Here is a 19053-nt window from a genome sequence, read left to right on the forward strand (position 1 = left end):
TTTGCCCTTCTCTCCTCCAGTCTAGCGATTAGTTACATTGAAACAGCAGTGAGTAATTTTTAATTACTATTCACCGCTTTAGTAAGCACCGTTATTTTTGGGAAAAACCACAACACCGATAGTTCTGAAGATTACCCAGATATCAGTTAACCAGTTACGCGAATTAACGTAATACACATCCATCTGCACCCGCAGGGGATAGGGTATGTCATTACGTCCCGAAACTTGCCATAAACCAGTCAAACCGGGGCGAATAGTTAAAACTTTGTCGATGCGATTGCCATATTTCTGCAATTCTTCGGGAACTAAAGGCCGCGGACCGACGACGCTCATATCTCCTCGCAGGACGTTCCAGAATTGGGGAAACTCGTCTAAACTGGTTAAGCGGAGAAACTTGCCAATCCAAGTTATACGGGGATCGTCCTTAAGCTTGAAATTATCCTCGAATTCCGCCCGCAGTTGGGGAGAGTCTTCCATCAGTCTCTCTAACACCTTATCAGCATCCATTACCATAGTACGGAACTTGATACAGTTGAAATGCTGGAAGTTTTGACCGACGCGCTTCTGCACATAGAAGACCGGACCGGGGGAACTAATCGCGATCAATAAGGCTAAGATTAAATAAAGCGGCGAAAAGAAAATTAGAACCGATAGGGAGAAAACGATATCGAATAATCGTTTTGAGGTATCGCCGTCTAAAGCTATTAACCAAGATTTTTGATGCCGTCTACCAGAGACCGAAGGTTTGAACCCTCGCTTCATCAAAGCTTGTAGAGCCTTGACGGAGATAAGTTGGCTATTAGCAGTCATCTTACTCCTTCACATCACACACACCACACAGTACCCATGATAAAGCCACAAGACTGAAAAAACAAGTCTTCTGGCCAATAACTGGCACTGGCCATTTTAGAGCCTTTGTACTGAAAAATCTCTAATTAGGGTTTACTGAAAAAGTTTGTTGCTGGGATTAGGAGTCAGTCCCGATGAAAAAATTTTCACCCCCACAGATGAAAGAGGTTTCCTTCCCTACACCCCACACCCCACACCCGTTACAGTAGAGCAGGAAGTCGCCTTCCCACCCCCTGCTTCAAAACCGGACTTACGACTTTCGCCGTATCCGGCTCCTGAGTAACTAGGCTACTGTCATTAGTAGAATAATAATGGGAATTATTATTTCCTTGTCTATTCAACCCTCTTGGCTGTATCCCCACCAGACAAGATTGTTGGTTTTAGGGCGTATATGACCGTTGATTGTTGCTTAGACTTCCTAGTTACCCGTCCTTTGTCAGCATATCTTTGATATTACTCAAAGCCTTGGCTTTTAAGGACATCCTCTCCCTCTATTGACTTGCGGATGGTTTCCTACTGCCCCAAACGGGCAGAGTCAATCAGGGTTACTTCGTTCCCTATAACCATTGGTTGAACCATTAGGATGATACTGTCCACAACAGAGTAACGGGAATGCCTTACTGATAGTGGTATGAGCTATCAGCCCCAACTCTGTTAACTTTTGTTTCGAGCCTGTCAGCCTTTTGGCTCGTGGGTGTTGACGATGGTTAATTCGTATCTTCGCCCCAGGGCTATCCATAGGTTCTGGCTCAACGGGTTTCTGATTTAGGCTATCAGATACCGCTTTTTTTCCTCGCTCACTACCTCAGATGTACCAAGTCTAAAGCAGCAGGAAATGCCGTCACTCTAGGCATCTAGAGGACAGGACTAAGGTTATTACTAACCCGCACCTGTATGGTTATAAAGTTATCAAGGTACTACATTTACCAAGCGGCTAATCCTCTAAACGTCTTACTGTCTAGTTTCTAGCCAACGAATCGCACCACACCCTACACCCTCTTTCAAGTCAGGAGTCTGGGGAGTCAGTAGTCTGGGGAGTCAGTAGTCAGCAGATTACTTTTATTTATTCTTGCCACTTCCTAATTCCTAATTCCCACTCTCCCGCTCCCCTATACCTTTTAAACAGGATTTAGTATTAGAGGTTTAATCAATAAAAGGGCATCATTTGCTGATGCCCTGTGGCTGAATATTTAAGTAGTTACAGATTTGATCCTAAGCATGAAGTATGCTCTTGTGTGCGCTCGTCTCCTGACTCGGAGAATTCTGAGTACCGAAAACGAAAACTTTATACTTGATCATTAAGATAAATCCCCTGCTTAGGCAGTGCGTTTTTTCACACTACCTAGTTCTCGAATGCCTAACCAACCGATCAAACTATAGCAAATCGATAGCAACATACTTTGAATACCAATTCTTAACCACTGTTTCAAAGCCTCCAAGTTGGCTTGGCTTTCTGCCTGTTTTCGCCGCTCTTGCAGCTGAGTTTGTAGCTGATTTTTGATCTCATCTAATTTCTGTTTAAATTCCTTCGGGCTTTTGGATAAATCGCGTAAATTAGTTAATTGCTCTCTTTGTTGACGAAGGGTTTGTAACTGTTCCGTGTTGATCGGTTGTCCTTGGAAACGACCAGTTTCAATCACTTGAGTTCTCTGAGAGATCTGCTGGTCTAATAGTTGGGGATTTTGCGATAGCGTATTTAACTGGGCTAAGAAAGCTTGAATTTGTCCCTCCCCCTGGTCAACACCCTGTTCAATTTGAGTCAAAGCGTTGTTTTTAATCTGGTTGATATTGTTGATATGAACAGGAATCATCAACAGAAAAACTAAGCCTAACAGTGTGGAAAGAATAAAGATCGGCCAACGCAATTCAAAGCGTGATTTTCTAGGAATGACATCTCTATTGTTAGCGTCAATCCAGTAAGCGATTAAAACGAGAACGATACCCAGAAGAGGAACAATTCCTCGATCGACAAAGGTGGTGACGAAACCTACCTGCCATTGGGATTCATTAAATCGATAGGGCAGCGGTAGGATAAACGCATCCAAAAGGAAGGAAATAATGAAAACCAATCCCGTTAATTTCAGGGACAAAGAAGTAAAACTGTTCATCGCTGTTTCTGTAATGGTATGTCAATGAATAGATTCATTAGTCTGTTTAAAAGTTCTCGCTGGGGGTTCCCAGAAGGATTTTGCCGAGAGGCACTCTGACAAACTGCAATTTCTAATTAACTTTTGCTCAACCTCCCGCTAAACCCTACGCTAAATCGTTCTGCTTGTCAACCTCTTTCGAGAATCGACTCTAGAAATATTACCTCAATATGGCATCGGTAAACCTATCCCTGTCAAAGAATAAAATTTTCCCAAGCTCTCAGACGAGGTTTTCCCCAGATCTCTTCCCTAAGACAGAGACTGTCAAAGAATAAAATTTTCCCAAGCTCTCAGATGAGTCCTCAATGGTTAGCCTATAGTAAAGACAGCCCCCCTGAGTTGATAACAAAACCCATGCAGAAATTGGTGGAAGTTTTAGCTGATAAACAAGCTCTGATCGCAAAATCTCTGGCGCTGGTTCTGGAAAAAATCACAACCGGCCTCGACCAACAGGATTATTTTACGATCGCTCTTTCTGGCGGTAGTACCCCGAAACCTCTCTACGAAGCTTTATCCTCTCAACCCCTCGACTGGTCAAAAATTCACGTTTTCTGGGGAGATGAACGCTACGTTAGTCCCGATCATCCCGACAGTAATCAACGCATGGCCCGATTAGCATGGCTCGATCGCATACCGATCCCGGCCACTAATATTCATCCTATGCCCACGGATGAACCCGATCCCCACCTGGCCGCCCAAAAATACGATGATCATCTCCGCCAATGGTTTGGGGTCAATTCTCCCGATTTTCCCGTTTTTGACCTGATTTTATTAGGAATGGGCGATGATGGTCACACCGCCTCTCTCTTTCCCCACACGGCAGCTTTAACGGTGAGCGATCGCTGTATCACCGTCGGCGAGAAAGACGGCAATCCCCGCTTAACTTTTACCGTTCCCCTGATCAATCAGGCCCGTTGTGTGATCTTTATCGCTGCCGGCGAAAGTAAACGCCCCGCTCTACATGAGATTTTCTCTGCCTATGGTGACTCTTTCTCCTATCCTTCCCGTCTCATCCACCCCCGGCCGGGAATTATATTGGTTGCTCGATGCGGCCGCTGGTTCCTCTTTTGTCTAGAGAATAGGGGAATAGGGGAATGGGGAATGGGGGAATGGGGGAATGGGGGAATGGGGAATGGGGGAATTTCAACTAAAACCCCAACACCCCAAAACCCTAACACCCCCCGCAACGCGCACGCAGTGACCACCCCAACACCCTAAAACCCCAACACCCCAACACCCTAAAACCCCAACACCCCAACACCCTAAAACCTAACCCCTAATCTGCTTTTTTACTTTTTACTTTTTACTTAAAAATGATCGTTTGTCCCAATTGCGAACATATTAACCCGATGAGGCCAGTCAGTGCGAGGCCTGTTATACCCCCTTACCGCGGATGTCTTCCTGTCCTAGTTGTGGGGCAACCATCCAAACTGATGCTACTTTTTGCGGTCAGTGTGGCTACAATTTACAGCCTAATTCCGTTCCCATGGTGGCAGCCGAGGCCGAATCGGAATCGGAATCGGAACCTGAACCCGTCCCACCGGTCCCCACAGCCACCGGCGCCTCGATCGCACCTCCTCCTGTTGCCCCCCCACCGGTTCCGGCTGCCACCCGCTTACAGACGGAAATGGCTAGTCTCCAGCACCTACAAACCGATAGCAAAATTGAATTACCCCTACATCTATCGGTAATTCATGTCGGCAAACCTAACGATCGCATTCCCCCCGATATCGATGTTTCCGGTTTTCCCGATTCTGATATCGTCTCCCGGGTTCATGGCGATATCCGCGTCGAAGGGGCATCTATTACCTTGAAGACAGCGGCAGCGCTAACGGAACCTACGTTAATCACAATCCCCTACCCCCCGGCAATCGTCATCGTCTTCGGGCAGGCGATCGCATTTCCCTCGGTAAAGGGGACAAAATGACTTTTATTTTCCAAATGTCTTAAAAAAGGTTAGGGGGTTAGGGATTTAGGGTGATAGGGAAATTTCAGCTAAATTCCCCATTCCCCCACTTCCCACTTCCCCACTTCCCACTTCCCCACTGAAAATTATGCGTACAAATTGGCGAATCGGCTCTTTATTGGGCATTCCTCTCTATATTGATTCCTCGTGGTTTTTGATTTTGGCTTTTGTCACCCTGATCAATGCCACCGATGCAGAAATTCAGTCTCTGGCTGGCCAGAGTTCTGTTTTAGCGTGGTTACTTGGTTTAATCATGGCTTTATTGCTATTTATCTCGGTTTTACTCCACGAATTAGGTCATAGTTTAATGGCTCGGTCGCAAGGCATCGAGGTCAATTCCATTACCCTGTTTCTTTTTGGGGGAATGGCCTCGATCGAGCGAGAATCTCGGACTCCTCCGGAGGCCCTGCAAGTAGCGATCGCTGGACCCCTCGTCAGTTTTCTCCTGTTTTGTCTCCTATCCCTAGCCAGTCACTTACCCTATTTAAACGCTAATTTAACCTATATATGCGGGCATTTAGCGATAATTAACCTGTTTTTGGCTCTATTTAATCTTATCCCCGGTTTACCCCTCGATGGCGGTCAAATTTTCAAAGCAATGGTCTGGCAAGCAACTGGCGATCGCTGGAAGGGTTTACATTGGGCTGCGATCAGTGGTCAATTCATCGGTTGGTTAGGGATTATTTTGGGGATTTTCTTGGTTCTCTTGACGGCAGCTGTGGAGGGTGCTTGGTTAGGATTAATGGGCTGGTTTATCCTCAGAAATGCCCGCGCCTACGATAATTTAACTAATTTACAGGAAAGTCTCCTCAATTTGCAAGCGGGAGAGGTGATGAGCAGAAATTTGCGGGTTTTAAACGCCCATCAAACCCTAGAGGAATTCGTCCAGGAATACGTTTTAGACCGAGCGGCTGCCAATACTGCTTATTTTGCCGCTTCCGAGGGACGTTATCGGGGATTAATTCGGGTGGAAGATTTACAGGCGATCGAGCGGAGTTTCTGGTCAGAAAAACAACTGCTTGATATTGCCCATCCCCTCACGGAAATTCCCACTGTTGAGGAAAAAACCCCCTTAGTGACGGTGGTGCAAAAATTGGAAACCATCCCAGACCGCATGATCACGGTGTTAACACCAGCCTCCGCCGTAGCGGGAGTGATTGATCGCGGCGATATCCTCAAGGCAATTGCGATTAAATACCAACTTCCCCTAGAGGAAACGGATATTAAACGCGCTCGCGAGGGAGTTTACCCCAGTTATTTGCCCTTAAATGTCATTGCTGCCGCTCTCGACAAAAGCGAACCGCCAAAAATCGGCGAACCTTCCTTAATGTCCTGACCTAGAGAGGATGGACGATAATAATCTTGAATATGGCTAATCCGAAAATTTCCTCGCTGGTTAACCTGCCACAATTTCCCCGCTTCCACATCTAAACAACTTAACCAGCCTTTACCGTAAGCCCAAGTATCGATACAAATGGCATGGCCGAGATTAACTGGTTTACCGCTTTTTTGGCTGGTATGGCCGCAAATCATGGTTTTTCCCGAACTATGGGCGGCGGGGTATTGAAATTTCTCCCAAAAGAGTTTGTATTCTGGTTGTCTGGCCAGGGGTAGATGGGGATCGAGATTAGCGTGAACAAATAAATGATTTGCAGTTTCGTAGCTATTTATACAGACTTTTCCTAAAAAATCCCAGTGGGATTCGGGAATTTTAATCAGTTGGCCTTCGCTATAGGATTTTAGAGTAGCTTTACCGCCTTTTTCTAACCAGAGACGCTGTTTGAGGGGGTTGTGACGGGCCTGTAGCATGATAATCTCGTGATTACCCTTGAGGGGAATCAAATTTCCCTGTTTATGTAGGGAAATAAGGCGCTCGATCACCCCTTTCGAGTCTCTGCCCTTATTAACGTAATCACCGAGGGTGATTAAAGTATCTTGCGGTTTGGGATTGACGATCTCTAGCAAGTGATCTAGAGCTTTCGAGCAACCATGAATATCGCCGATCGCTAAGGTTCGCATGAGGATTTGGTAGGGGATTAGGGCATAGGTACAGGTAAGAGTATTAAAAAAATCTGTTCATGACAGACAGCGATTATCGGTGATCTTGCTTAGGGTAACAAAAAGGCTTACAGTAAAATGTACCATAAATTATCAAATCTACTAAATTAATTAAGCTGTGCCGAAAGTTGTTATTGCAGGTAACTGGAAAATGCACAAAACCCAGAGAGAAGCTTTGGAGTTTTTGCAAGATTTTAAATCCCATCTAGAGGAAACTCCCGACGACCGAGAAGTGGTTCTTTGTGCGCCTTTTACAGCTTTAGCTGTCCTCTCTAAAACCCTCCACGGCGGTCGTATTCGCTTGGGGGCGCAAAATGTCCACTGGGAAAAATCGGGGGCTTATACGGGCGAAATCTCGGCGGATATGTTAACCGAAATTGGGGTTCACTATGTGGTTATCGGTCACAGTGAACGCCGGCAATATTTCGGCGAAACCGATGAAACCGTCAATTTAAGGGTTATATCTGCCCAAAAACAAGGTTTAATCCCGATTATCTGCGTGGGAGAAAGTAAAGCCCAAAGAGATGCCGGAGAAACGGAAAAGGTAATTATCAAGCAAATTCAAGGGGGTTTAGTCAATGTTGACCAAAAAAACCTCGTTATCGCCTACGAACCCATCTGGGCGATTGGCACGGGGGAAACCTGCGAAAGCGAGGAAGCGAACCGCGTTATCGGTTTAATTCGGCAACAATTAGACAATCCCGAAGTCACCATTCAGTACGGTGGTTCTGTAAAACCGATAATATCGATGAAATTATGGCTCAATCGCAGATAAACGGGGTTTTAGTCGGTGGGGCTAGTCTAGACCCCGCCGTATTCGCTAGGATTGTTAATTATCGTTAATCGATGCTGCTGCCATGACGCGATTTTCCAAAACCCCGATGCCTTCTATTTCCACCCGAACCTGATCCCCCACCTGCAGCGGTCCGATTCCTTCGGGAGTTCCCGTTAAAATCACATCCCCCGGCAGCAGGGTCATCACTTGGGAGATATAAGCCACCAAGACATCGGGGGGAAAGACCATATCGCTGAGATAACTGCTTTGTTTGGGGTCGCTGCCATCATTGAGAAAAGTGGTTAATTGCGCCCCGATACTCAATTCCCGGACAATCCAGGGGCCGAGGGGACAAAAACTGTCAAATCCTTTCGCCCGCGTCCATTGGCTATCTTTTTTCTGTAAATCCCTAGCGGTGACATCGTTAGCAATGGTATAACCCCAGATTTTGCTTCTGGCTTGGGCTGTGGTGCAGTTTTTGGCGGTTTCTCCGATAATTAATGCTAATTCTCCCTCATAATCTACTCTTTCCGATTGGGGCGGATAGAAAATCGTTTCACCATCGCCGATAATTGTCGTCGGTGGCTTGAGAAATAAAAGCGGTTCTTCTGGTACAGGTGTTCCCATCTCGGCGGCGTGGGCGCGGTAATTTTTGCCCACAGCAATAATTTTCGACGGGAAACAGGGGGCTAATAGTTGGTAGCTATCAGGTTCTAATTCTAGTTTGGTTAGTTGCCCTCCTTGCCAGGGAGGGGCATCAAAGACAGCAACGCTACGGTTTAGCTGTAACAGTCCGTAGAAGATTTGTCCTTGACGATGTTTCACTCGTACATAGCGTTGCGCCATATTTTTCTGGGAATGACTAGCGATCGACTCTCGGATAGTAGTATGATCATATATCCTTGCTTCTTTATTAAAGGCTAGAGAGTTATTAAAATCAATTAACCTCCGGTCTTGACAAAGAAGCCTTCTAGTCCATAAGGATTCTGAGATGAGCAATAACTACGAAACTCTTTACATTCTCCGTCCCGATTTAGGGGAAGAAGTCGTTCAGCAACAAGTGGAACGTTATCGAACTCTGATTAGCGAACACAGCGCCACAGACATTCAAGTTAAGGTGTGGGGTAAAAAACGTCTGGCCTATCCCATCAAAAAACTCAATGATGGTGTCTATGTGCAGATGAATTATCAGGCAACCGGCAAACAAGTCGCCCCCATGGAACGGGCCATGCGTTTAAGTGATGAGGTTATTCGTTATTTAACCCTAAAACTCGATCGCGTGGTAGCCCCCCCTGCCGATTTATCTCCCCTAACGGAAATTCCCCCCTCTCCTATCACCGAAGCGGTGGTGGAAGATGACGGTATCTCCGCTGAAGATTAATTATAGTCTCAACTGTGTCGGGTCAATGCCCAATTCCCGTAATCGAGCAAAAGCGCGATCGCGTTCTTGTTGTGCTTGGTTGCGTTCTTGTTGTGCTTGGTTGCGTTCCTCAAAGAGGGTTTCAGGGTCTTTAAATCGTTCCCCATTGGGATAAAAGACCTCTAAACCCTCTTCAAACATCTCAAACCGAATCCCTAGGATTGGGGAAGTCCAAGGAAAATTCAAGGCCGTTACTGGGAAAAAATCCTCTTGCTGATTGGCCCGCACCAATCCCCAGAAATCATGGGAGTCTGGGTCATAGAAAAACATTTCTAATACCCCATGCTCCCGATAGAAAGACTGCTTTTTGAGCATTTCCCTGGCACTATTGCTCGGAGAGAGGATTTCAAACACTACCTGGGGAGCAATATTGTCTTCTTCCCATTGTTTATAGCTGCCGCGCTCACCCGGTGGACGGCCGAAAACTACCATGGCATCGGGAGCTTGACGGGGAGCGGGGGGTACAGTTACCTGCTGGGGATACCAGAGCAAATCTCCAGCGACAAAGACGGTTTGCCCTTTAAATAAATACTTGAGATTGGCAACCAAGCGAACAATCCAGCGATATTGAACTGTGTTGTCGGCCATAGGTTTACCGTCGGAGTCAGGATAGAAAAGTTGGGGTTCGATGGGTGCTTGAACCATGCTTTATCTCTTGCGATCGCATTTTTGCCTAGCTTTATTGTATCACCGCAAATCCTCGGTTTGAAACCCTGTCCTTTTATACTAAATCCGTTGAGTAACGCACAGAAAACGGGTTTCTCCGAGAAACCCGTTTTCTACTCATGCAAAAGTCAAAGGGGGGAATAAATAATCAGTTTTTAATAACAGGATTTAGGATTACATCTAAATTTTTAATAAAGTCGAGGTTGAAAATTATCGGGAATATCCAATTCAAATACTTGGTCATGAATCCGAGCCACATAAAGCCCTTCTTGCAGAATTTTTTCCCGTAATTCTGATGATAAATGAACCGCCGCTAATATGCCATAGAGTTTTTTATCTTTGTGTTCAGGGAAAAAGCGGCGAAACCGTTGCAAAATACTTTTTAATTGTGAAATAGACTCCTCTCTAGCATGACTTTTAACCTCGACGATATAGGCAGTATTTAGCTGACCATTGGTATAGGCAAGAACATCAATTTCTAGGTGTTTTCCATCTTTACTGACTCGCACACTGGGACTAACAACTTCCATACCAAAGCGTTGTCTGAGAATCGTTTCCATTGAAGGGAGGGCAAGTCCTTCGGTAAAGCTGCCGAATTTTGCACCGAGTCCCCCAATTTGCTGACCTAATTCTTTGAGTTGTTTGTCAGTTTTCTTCTGTTGCTGACTAACTTCCTTCAGTTGTTTGTCGGTTTCTTTTTGAGCGGCAGTTAATTCAGCTTGAGCAGTCGCTAATTCGACTAAGAGTCGCCATACGTCTTCGGATGTAGTTGCCATAGCTAATTTTTTCTCTCTGATTTGGTCTATTGCTATTTTACTGAATTTTGCCGATTCATGAAGAAGATAGTGCTTTTGCCTTTGAGTAAGAGAGCGATAAGTAGGGCGTGTTACGCTGTCGCTAACATACCTTTATTTTTATAAGTACCTAAGCAAAATTAATTACACATATCTAACCCCCTCTTGCCTTTTGCCTCTTGCCTATCGGCTCTTCTCGACTTTGTGTGATAATTTTTGCTTATGGAATCGTGAAATGCTTATCAGGCAAGACTTTTAGTGCTATTTGGCGGAATAAACTATCAGTATAGACCTCGTTTCCACACAGAAACCAGAAGAGCCGCCTATCTTCACTAAGAAATTAATTTTGCACGACTACTTAAGTAACTTAGAGTATTTTTAAGATTTGATAAATTTAACGGCAAGGGCTTGACATCTACAGACAAAAATGGTAGTTTTGCGAGTGCAACGCCATCTTTTAGGAGACATTTAGTCATGACATTAGTAAAACTGATTGATTGTCGGGGGGGGGGGGAAGAATAGCTTATCAAAAAATAGCGATCGCTTCCTCTGCCATTGCTTTTAGCGCTCTAGCAATATCACCAGTTCAAGCTGCTCAGCTAATTATTCCCAACACAACTGTTTTAGGGACTAATGTTTTTTCCGGGCCAACTTTCACGGTTTCTCAAAACTTTCTCCCGTCAGACACCTTAAGTGTTAATGTGTCTGGAACAGTAGATGTCTGGTCTGGAACATTGACTATGAATGCTGCGGGTATTATTACCCAAACAACAGCTGCAGGATTCAGTGTGGGACAAACTGCCGCGACGGGTTCCGGGGGAACACTTCCAGGTAAACCCAATGGTTCTCTACTTATTGGTAATAGCACACTGGGATTTTTTCCTCTATTCTCAGCTAATGCAGCCAATGGTTTAGGCAATGCCAATCCACCAACAAATTTATCATTATCTGGTGTGCCTTTATCCAGCATCTTTACAAATGTAGGCTTTACGGGTATTACTAATGGCACTGTTCTTCAGTTTCGTGTCAACGATATTAATGCTTTTGATAATAGCGGTCAATTTGTCATTACCTCAACCCCTGAACCTAGCACAATTTTAGGCTTGGGTTTATTGGGATTGGGTGCTTTCTGCCAGCGCAAACTATCTCAAGGGAAGAAGTCAAAACAGGATAATTGAGTTGGGAACTTTGGGATTTATCCCCCCTTGATCCCCCCCTTAATAAGGAGGGTATATGACAGTTTTTAACACCTACCTACATATAGAAAAATAGGGGTTGGGTTGAGCAATAGCAAGGCCCAACCTGCTATTTTATAATTGTCAAAGGTAGGTCTTTTTCTTTTCTAACTTCTCAACATAAGTCAATCGCCTCTTTGATATTTTGTAGAGCTTCTTCTTGAGTCTCACGAAGTCGTTCAGCAACAAGTCGCCCCCATGGAACGGGCCATGGGTTTAAGTGATGAGGTTATTCGTTATTTAACCCTAAAACTCGATCGCGTGGTGGCTCCCCCTGCGGATTTATCTCCCTTAACGGAAATTCCCCCCTCTCCTATCACCGAAGCGGTGGTGGAAGATGACGGTATCTCCGCGGAAGATTAATTATAGTCACAACTGTGTTGGGTCAATGCCCAATTCCCGTAATCGGGCAAAAGCGCGATCACGTTCTTGTTGTGCTTGGTCGCGTTCTTGTTGTGCTTGGTTGCGTTCTTGTTGTGCTTGGTTGCGTTCTTGTTGTGCTTGGTTGCGCTCCTCAAAGAGGGTTTCAGGGTCTTTAAATCGTTCCCCATTGGGATAAAAGACCTCTAAACCCTCTTCAAACATCTCAAACCGAATCCCTAGGATTGGGGAAGTCCAGGGAAAATTCAAGGCCGTTACTGGGAAAAATTCCTCTTGCTGATTGGGTCGCACCAATCCCCAGAAATCATGGGAGTCTGGGTCATAGAAAAACATTTCTAATACCCCATGCTCCCGATAGAAAGACTGCTTTTTGAGCATTTCCCTGGCACTATTGCTCGGAGAGAGGATTTCAAACACTACCTGGGGAGCAATATTGTCTTCTTCCCATTGTTTATAGCTGCCGCGCTCACCCGGTGGACGGCCGAAAACTACCATGGCATCGGGAGCTTGACGGGGAGCGGGGGGTACAGTTACCTGCTGGGGATACCAGAGCAAATCTCCGGCGACAAAGACGGTTTGCTCCTTAAATAAATACCTGAGATTGGCAACCAAGCGAACAATCCAGCGATATTGAACTGTGTTGTCGGCCATAGGTTTACCGTCGGAGTCAGGATAGAAAAGTTGGGGTTCGATGGGTGCTTGAACCATGCTTTATCTCTTGCGATCGCATTTTGGCCTAACTTTATTGTATCATCGCAAATCCTGGGTTTGAAACCCTCTCCTTTTATACTAAATCCGTTGAGTAACGCACAGAAAACGGGTTTCTCCGAGAAACCCGTTTTCTACTCATGCAAAAGTCAAAGGGGGGAATAAATAATCAGTTTTTAATAACAGGATTTAGGATTACATCTAAATTTTTAATAAAGTCGAGGTTGAAAATTATCGGGAATATCCAATTCAAATACTTGGTCATGAATCCGAGCCACATAAAGCCCTTCTTGCAGAATTTTTTCCCGTAATTCTGATGATAAATGAACCGCCGCTAATATGCCATAGAGTTTTTTATCTTTGTGTTCAGGGAAAAAGCGGCGAAACCGTTGCAAAATACTTTTTAATTGTGAAATAGACTCCTCTCTAGCATGACTTTTAACCTCGACGATATAGGCAGTATTTAGCTGACCATTGGTATAGGCAAGAACATCAATTTCTAGGTGTTTTCCATCTTTACTGACTCGCACACTGGGACTAACAACTTCCATACCAAAGCGTTGTCTGAGAATCGTTTCCATTGAAGGGAGGGCAAGTCCTTCGGTAAAGCTGCCGAATTTTGCACCGAGTCCCCCAATTTGCTGACCTAATTCTTTGAGTTGTTTGTCAGTTTTCTTCTGTTGCTGACTAACTTCCTTCAGTTGTTTGTCGGTTTCTTTTTGAGCGGCAGTTAATTCAGCTTGAGCAGTCGCTAATTCGACTAAGAGTCGCCATACGTCTTCGGATGTAGTTGCCATAGCTAATTTTTTCTCTCTGATTTGGTCTATTGCTATTTTACTGAATTTTGCCGATTCACGAGGAAGATTTTTGACTAATTTACCAATGCGATGGAGTAAATTTTATGTTAATCACTAAACTTCCCTGATGTCAAGATACTCAAAACGATAAAACTGCTAATGGAGACAATCAATGATGCAAAGAATTCACGCCTTAAAACAACTCTATGAGATTGATGACTCTCAATGGCTAGGAGAAACCGTTAGCTTGCTTAGAAATCATCAATTTCAACAGCTAGACTTAGAACATTTAATCGAGGAATTAGAGGATTTTGGCAAAGAAAAGAAAAATGCGGTAGCCAGTCTTTCAGAACAGATTATCCGCCATCTATTATTACTGCAATACTGAACAAAATAGGCAGAATATAAGACAATTCATTAGCAGGAAGAAATTTATAATTTTCGGACTCAATTAAGGCGAAAAATGACGGCTAATCTCCGCAATTCTTGAGAAGAAGAATTAAACTCTATCTACCAAGATGCGTTAGGTTTTGTCAAAATAAAACCAGTGAATACTGTGATTTTCCCTCTCAATGTCCTTACTTACTAGAAGAATTACTAGATCGCTCTTGGTTGCCATAAAAATCAGATCAAGAAAAGGATGTTATGACAGCAATTAAAGAATTAGGCTCTTCGGTTTGTGTTATGCAATGGACGGGGGTTATAAGGGATGGAACCCTTATAGAGAAAGGCATTTAGCGATTTTTGTCAATTGTTTTTATCTAGAGCGAACTAATCAATTAAGTCTCTTGCCAGATAAGGATTTAGCCGATTTATGCCCCCCTATCGAACCATAACAAGTAACGAAGAGCCAAGAATTAGAACAATTAGAACAAGGAAAGGTAGTTTTTTTCTGGAGAAAATTATTTTCAAATTATTTTGATAAAACTTAACAAAAATCCACCAAAAAACTATTGACTTGGAACCCTAAAAGTAGTACAGTTGGCTTCAATTGTATTTACTCAAATAATGAAAACTGATAAAATATTTTATACCTTATTTCAAGTCTTTCCCGAACTTCTCTTTCAACTGCTAGGAAAATCTCCCAATCTGGCGCAAAATTATCAATTTAAATCAGTCGAAATCAAAGAATTAGCTTTCCGACTCGATGGGGTATTTATTCCCGATGCAGACCCCCCAGATTATCCGCTTTACTTTGTGGAAGTTCAATTTCAAAAGGATGAGGATTTTTATTGGCGATTCATCACTCAAATTTTCCTCTATCTCAAGCAGTATAAGCCTGAACGTACTTGCTGTCCCGTAATTATCTGGGGAAGGCGACGCTTAGACACCGGGTTTCCCCTCGCTTACCAGAATTTGCTAAACTTAGAGCAGATGCAACGGATATATCTCGATGAAATCGAGGGTGAGTCCCCTCCATCTCTTGGGATAAGTATCCTCCAGTTTATCGTCATCAGCACGAAAAAAGCACCAGAACAGGTTCAATCCTTGATTGACCAAACTCGCCAACAGATTGTTGACCCTAACACTCAAAGAAATGTTATCGAGTTAATCGAGAAGATTATTATCTACAAATTTCCGCAGAAAAGTCGCCAGGAGTTAGAAGCCATGTTTAATCTCACGGAATGGAAACAAACCAAGTTTTATCAAGAAGCTAAGGAAGAGGGAAAACTTGAAGGAAAACTTGAAGGAAAACTTGAAGGAAAACTTGAAGGAAAACTTGAAGGGAAACTTGAAGGGAAACTTGAAGGAAAACTTGAAGGAAAACTTGAAGGGAAATTAGAAACAATTCCCCTTCTGGTTAGGTTGGGACTTAATGAAGAACAAATTGCGCGGGAATTAAATCTAAAAGTTGAGATTGTTCGTCAATTTATTACCAATCAGAACAATTAACCAAACCTTGGCTAATTTACTAAAATAGGTTTAATCCTTGATTGACCAAACTCGCCAACAGATTGTTGACCCTAACACTCAAAGAAATGTTATCGAGTTAATCGAGAAGATTATTATCTACAAATTTCCGCAGAAAAGTCGCCAGGAGTTAGAAGCCATGTTTAATCTCACGGAATGGAAACAAACCAAGTTTTATCAAGAAGCTAAGAAAGAAGGAAAAATTGAAGGTAAAATTGAAGGTAAAATGGAAACAATTCCGCTTCTGGTTAGGTTGGGACTTAATGAAGAACAAATTGCGCGGGAATTAAATCTAAAAGTTGAGATTGTTCATCAATTTATTACCAATCAGAACAATTAAAACTTTTGAGAGATTGCTTCGGGGAGGGATTACTTTTCCCCAAAAGGGAGAATCTCTCAATCTCCCCTCGCAATGACAATCTTCCTTTCGGTATCCTGTATAGTTCTGGTAGCAATAGGTGAGAGTAGGGTAAACTTCTAAGTATTCTTCTAGTTTTGTTAATTTATTTTTGTCAAAATTTCTCCCTTTTTAGTTATCTCAGGATGAGGTAAAGATTCCCCTAATTTCTGATAAAGTTGTATCAGAGATTCTAGGACTTCTTCAGCATTTTTCACAGCTTCAGCATAAGTATTACCATGAGTCCGCCATTTTTGTCCAGGAAAGTCGGGTAAGCCAACTAGATAACAATTATCTTCATCAGACCACTGAAGCACTATTCTATATTTAAGTTTTTTCATCTTCTTTTCTCCTGACCTCTTCAATAGCATTTTTGACTTCTTGTTCTTGGTAACGTTTAGCATCTGCTCCGTCTTTTCCCGATAGGGTGATTTTTCCTGTATATAGAGGGTGTAACCAATGGTTGTGACTGCCTTTTCCCGGAAAATCAATAAATCCAGCTTTTTTGAGCATTTGTTTTAATTCTCTGATTTTTTTGGGCATCAGTCAAGATTTGCTGGATAAGGTAATTTGCTGGAGGGTGTGACAAGTCTTGTATAATTTTTATTATATAAGGATTTCGACCATTGAGCGGTTAGTGGAGAAGCAGGGGAGCGGGACCAGGGGAGAGGGGAAGCAGGGAAGCGGGGGAGTACAGGTTTTTGCTCTTCTGTTGTCTCCCTTTTCCTTGGCTCACCAGTGCTAGAAGATTTAGTCAATGCTAATTAAAAGGTCGGGGATTATCTTTGATTTCTCTTGGTCAAAAATTAGAGTTTTCAATAAGTCCCCGATTGATGTTCTTAACAGTAAATCGCTTATTTTAAGAGCGATTTAGTCTTTGTTGCCTGTGCCTTTTTTGTTGCTAAATTGTTACAAAACTAAATAAAAAAAGCCTTGACAATTGAGTTACTTTAGGTAAAAAATAAGACCAACCTAATGTTGTTAAGACTTAGGAAAAAAGACAATTTAAAAAATCAATGGCGTTAGCTAAAGCGGTTAAACGAGGATTAAAATAGCCTTATTTTTTTATTTAAAGAATTTAGATACTTATTTACAAATTCAGAAGGCGTTAAACATTCAAATTCACCTGTTTGTTGAACCAAAATCTTAATTAACTTATGATTAGCAGATATAAAACATTGAGATTGACCAACTTTTGCCGTTAAATAGACTCCTACATCTTCACGAGGAATTACTCCCAAAGCCTCCATTTCAGCTAACTCAAAATCATCAATCGGGACATAAAAAACTTAAAGTTTTGCCAAATCCTTCCAATTATTTCTCCACTCCAATAAGTGCTTGGAGTAGCGAACATGGGTTAGTCTTAGCCCAAGAAAAAGTGGACAGTAAATCCAATGAAATTACCGCCGTGCCGCTCAGAAGTGCAATTGCTCAATCTCAAGGGAGCGATAGTCACTTTGGATGCCATGGGAACCCAGACGGAAATTGCCCAACAAATCAAGTCTGGGGGCGGAGATGACGTCTTAGCCCTCAAAGGCAATCAGGGCAAGCTCTTTCAACAAGTAGAAGGCTGGTTTGACCAAGCTATAGCCGGGGATTGGCAAGGGATTGAATACAGCTACCACGAAAAGGTGGAGTCGGGGCATCACCGGATCGAAACCCGTCAAATTTGGGTGGTGCCGGTGTCCCAATTACCGCCCCTGCATCGGCAGAGTCTGTGGCCTGGCCTAACCACCGTAGTCATGGTTCGCAGTGTCCGCCAATTATGGAATAAAACTACTACAGAAATTCGCTTCTTCATCAGTAGTTTAGCAGCGGATGCCCAAAAACACGCCGAGGTGATTCGCGGACATTGGAGTATTGAAAATAGTCTCCATTGGGTACTCGATGTTATACTTTAGACGTTCATAATCTGAGATTTATTAAACTTCTGAAATCGTAGAGTCAGCAAGGAATCCAGTTCTTTTTTATGTTTCAAATGGGCATCATTCAAACATTCATAAATGGCTGAAGAAAAGTCAGAAAAGTTTTCATAATATTTACCATATAAACATTTCTTTTTGACCAATTTCCACAGCCTTTTAATTAAATTTAGATTAGGTGAATAAGACGGCAGATAGAGCAGTTCTATTGACAAAGAAAGAGCCAATTCTTCAACAATTTTACATTTTTGATAGCGGGCATTATCTAAGACTAGAGTGATGGGAATCATTAGTCCTAAAGCAGCTATTTTTGACCGGAGTTCACAGACTTGAGTTGCCGTAATATAATTGTCATATGTTACCAGAATAACTTCATGAGTTATTGCATTTAATGCTCCTAAAACATTGAAGCGTTTACGCCCGCTCGGTGACTTAACAAAAAGTCTCTCAAAACACCAAACAAAACCGAGAAATGCTCCCATGACGAAGTGAGCGGCATCAACAAAAAAAACAGCCCTTTTTCCTTCTTTTGCCTCATTTAGTCTGGGTTCTAGCTTTTTTTCTTTGTAGTCCTCTTGTTCATCTGGGTCAGCTTTAGAAGGAAGAGAACCTACTTTTAAACATTTCATTCCCATTGATTTTAAAAATTTTCTCACTTGGGTAGGACTTCGTTTTATTCCCGTCAATTCTTCTATCCTATATACAGCTTCATTTATTGTGGCTGGTGGATTTTTCTCGAAGTATTTTTTGAGGGTTTCTTTTTGAAACTCTAATTCACTTTTAGGGCGATAGAAGTTGATTTCTTTTAATTTTTCTATTCCGCCTTCTTGATAATCGCGAAGATAGGTTAATAAGGTATTTGGCGAGATTCCTGCTAACTGACAAATTTTTTGGTGCGGTATCTTTTGGCTTTTTAACCAGAGAACTTCCATCTTCAGTTGAACCCGGGGATGGGGATGATGAAATCTTTCATAATACAGTGAGTTCTTTTCTTCTTCCGTGAATTCTAGGTTAATCATGTTTTTAA

At 43.0% G+C, this 19053-nt stretch carries 18 protein-coding genes and 5 pseudogenes; 11 read left to right on the plus strand and 12 right to left on the minus strand.

Going from position 1 to position 19053, the window contains the following annotated elements:
* Positions 1–78 precede the first annotated feature (78 nt).
* Positions 79–810 (minus strand): undecaprenyl-phosphate galactose phosphotransferase family protein, encoded by a 732-nt coding sequence (locus tag VL20_RS09745; RefSeq protein ID WP_002760967.1) that lies wholly within the window; start codon positions 808–810, stop codon positions 79–81.
* Between the two features lie 1355 nt (positions 811–2165).
* A complete protein-coding gene (locus VL20_RS09750; RefSeq protein WP_052276374.1) occupies positions 2166–2957 on the minus strand; it encodes an HpsJ family protein in 792 nt (263 codons plus the stop codon).
* Between the two features lie 393 nt (positions 2958–3350).
* Here VL20_RS09750 and pgl point away from each other — a divergent pair.
* From pgl to VL20_RS09765, 3 genes and pseudogenes are all read left to right on the plus strand, one after another.
* Positions 3351–4071: pseudogene (gene pgl, locus VL20_RS09755) on the plus strand (6-phosphogluconolactonase).
* A gap of 238 nt (positions 4072–4309) precedes the next feature.
* A pseudogene (locus VL20_RS09760) lies at positions 4310–4946 on the plus strand (FHA domain-containing protein).
* 104 nt (positions 4947–5050) lie between these two features.
* On the plus strand, positions 5051–6298 hold the full coding sequence (locus VL20_RS09765; RefSeq protein WP_052276375.1) for a site-2 protease family protein: 1248 nt from the start codon (positions 5051–5053) through the stop codon (positions 6296–6298).
* Here VL20_RS09765 and VL20_RS09770 read toward each other — a convergent pair.
* The gene (locus VL20_RS09770; RefSeq protein WP_052276376.1) at positions 6217–6981 is read right to left on the minus strand and encodes a metallophosphoesterase family protein; all 765 of its coding nucleotides are present in this window, start codon (positions 6979–6981) and stop codon (positions 6217–6219) included. The two genes, VL20_RS09765 and VL20_RS09770, sit on opposite strands and share 82 nt — an antisense overlap.
* A gap of 157 nt (positions 6982–7138) precedes the next feature.
* On the opposite strand from VL20_RS09770, the pseudogene tpiA reads away from it, so the two are divergent.
* Positions 7139–7863 (plus strand): annotated as a pseudogene (gene tpiA, locus VL20_RS09775) (triose-phosphate isomerase).
* On the opposite strand, the gene VL20_RS09780 reads toward tpiA, so the two are convergent.
* On the minus strand, positions 7850–8641 hold the full coding sequence (locus VL20_RS09780; protein WP_052276377.1) for a fumarylacetoacetate hydrolase family protein: 792 nt from the start codon (positions 8639–8641) through the stop codon (positions 7850–7852). The pseudogene tpiA and the gene VL20_RS09780 overlap by 14 nt on opposite strands.
* Positions 8642–8786: 145 nt before the next feature.
* Between VL20_RS09780 and rpsF the strand changes: the two genes are divergently transcribed.
* Complete coding sequence (gene rpsF, locus VL20_RS09785) at positions 8787–9176, plus strand: 30S ribosomal protein S6 (protein WP_004161283.1); 390 nt, start codon at positions 8787–8789, stop codon at positions 9174–9176.
* On the opposite strand, the gene VL20_RS09790 is transcribed toward rpsF, so the two are convergent.
* Positions 9177–9860, minus strand: a complete 684-nt coding sequence (locus VL20_RS09790; protein WP_052276378.1) for a Uma2 family endonuclease — start codon at positions 9858–9860, stop codon at positions 9177–9179.
* Positions 9861–10069: 209 nt separating this feature from the next.
* On the minus strand, positions 10070–10657 hold the full coding sequence (locus VL20_RS09795) for a DUF3782 domain-containing protein (protein ID WP_052276379.1): 588 nt from the start codon (positions 10655–10657) through the stop codon (positions 10070–10072).
* A gap of 719 nt (positions 10658–11376) precedes the next feature.
* Here VL20_RS09795 and VL20_RS09800 point away from each other — a divergent pair.
* Complete coding sequence (locus tag VL20_RS09800) at positions 11377–11853, plus strand: PEP-CTERM sorting domain-containing protein (protein ID WP_284526075.1); 477 nt, start codon at positions 11377–11379, stop codon at positions 11851–11853.
* 240 nt (positions 11854–12093) lie between these two features.
* A pseudogene (locus VL20_RS31095) lies at positions 12094–12273 on the plus strand (30S ribosomal protein S6); the annotation flags it as partial.
* Positions 12274–12279: 6 nt separating this feature from the next.
* Here VL20_RS31095 and VL20_RS09810 read toward each other — a convergent pair.
* Complete coding sequence (locus VL20_RS09810) at positions 12280–12999, minus strand: Uma2 family endonuclease (protein ID WP_052276381.1); 720 nt, start codon at positions 12997–12999, stop codon at positions 12280–12282.
* 209 nt (positions 13000–13208) lie between these two features.
* Positions 13209–13796, minus strand: a complete 588-nt coding sequence (locus VL20_RS09815; protein WP_052276379.1) for a DUF3782 domain-containing protein — start codon at positions 13794–13796, stop codon at positions 13209–13211.
* Positions 13797–13971: 175 nt separating this feature from the next.
* Between VL20_RS09815 and VL20_RS09820 the strand changes: the two are divergent.
* From VL20_RS09820 to VL20_RS09830, 3 genes and pseudogenes are all read left to right on the plus strand, one after another.
* Positions 13972–14417 (plus strand): annotated as a pseudogene (locus VL20_RS09820) (DUF29 domain-containing protein).
* Positions 14418–14804: 387 nt separating this feature from the next.
* Positions 14805–15689: an Rpn family recombination-promoting nuclease/putative transposase gene (locus VL20_RS09825; protein ID WP_052276382.1), complete on the plus strand. Its 885-nt coding sequence runs from the start codon at positions 14805–14807 to the stop codon at positions 15687–15689.
* A gap of 37 nt (positions 15690–15726) precedes the next feature.
* Complete coding sequence (locus VL20_RS09830) at positions 15727–16047, plus strand: DUF2887 domain-containing protein (protein WP_052276383.1); 321 nt, start codon at positions 15727–15729, stop codon at positions 16045–16047.
* 158 nt (positions 16048–16205) lie between these two features.
* Here VL20_RS09830 and VL20_RS09835 read toward each other — a convergent pair whose 3' ends face one another.
* The 3 genes from VL20_RS09835 to VL20_RS09845 all read right to left on the minus strand — a co-directional run bounded on the left by VL20_RS09835 (position 16206) and on the right by VL20_RS09845 (position 17354).
* Positions 16206–16445, minus strand: a complete 240-nt coding sequence (locus tag VL20_RS09835) for a type II toxin-antitoxin system HicB family antitoxin (RefSeq protein WP_043996231.1) — start codon at positions 16443–16445, stop codon at positions 16206–16208.
* Positions 16432–16647: a type II toxin-antitoxin system HicA family toxin gene (locus VL20_RS09840; RefSeq protein WP_002767633.1), complete on the minus strand. Its 216-nt coding sequence runs from the start codon at positions 16645–16647 to the stop codon at positions 16432–16434. The genes VL20_RS09835 and VL20_RS09840 overlap by 14 nt, the downstream gene beginning before the upstream one ends.
* 503 nt (positions 16648–17150) lie before the next feature.
* Positions 17151–17354, minus strand: a complete 204-nt coding sequence (locus tag VL20_RS09845) for a PIN domain-containing protein (protein ID WP_284526076.1) — start codon at positions 17352–17354, stop codon at positions 17151–17153.
* 144 nt (positions 17355–17498) lie between these two features.
* Between VL20_RS09845 and VL20_RS09850 the strand changes: the two genes are divergently transcribed.
* A complete protein-coding gene (locus VL20_RS09850; protein WP_052276384.1) occupies positions 17499–18005 on the plus strand; it encodes an ISAs1 family transposase in 507 nt (168 codons plus the stop codon).
* Here VL20_RS09850 and VL20_RS09855 read toward each other — a convergent pair.
* On the minus strand, positions 18002–19045 hold the full coding sequence (locus tag VL20_RS09855) for an IS630 family transposase (protein ID WP_052276385.1): 1044 nt from the start codon (positions 19043–19045) through the stop codon (positions 18002–18004). The genes VL20_RS09850 and VL20_RS09855 overlap by 4 nt on opposite strands.
* Positions 19046–19053: the final 8 nt, after the last annotated feature.

Source organism: Microcystis panniformis FACHB-1757, from assembly GCF_001264245.1.
In the GTDB taxonomy this organism is placed as follows: domain Bacteria; phylum Cyanobacteriota; class Cyanobacteriia; order Cyanobacteriales; family Microcystaceae; genus Microcystis; species Microcystis panniformis.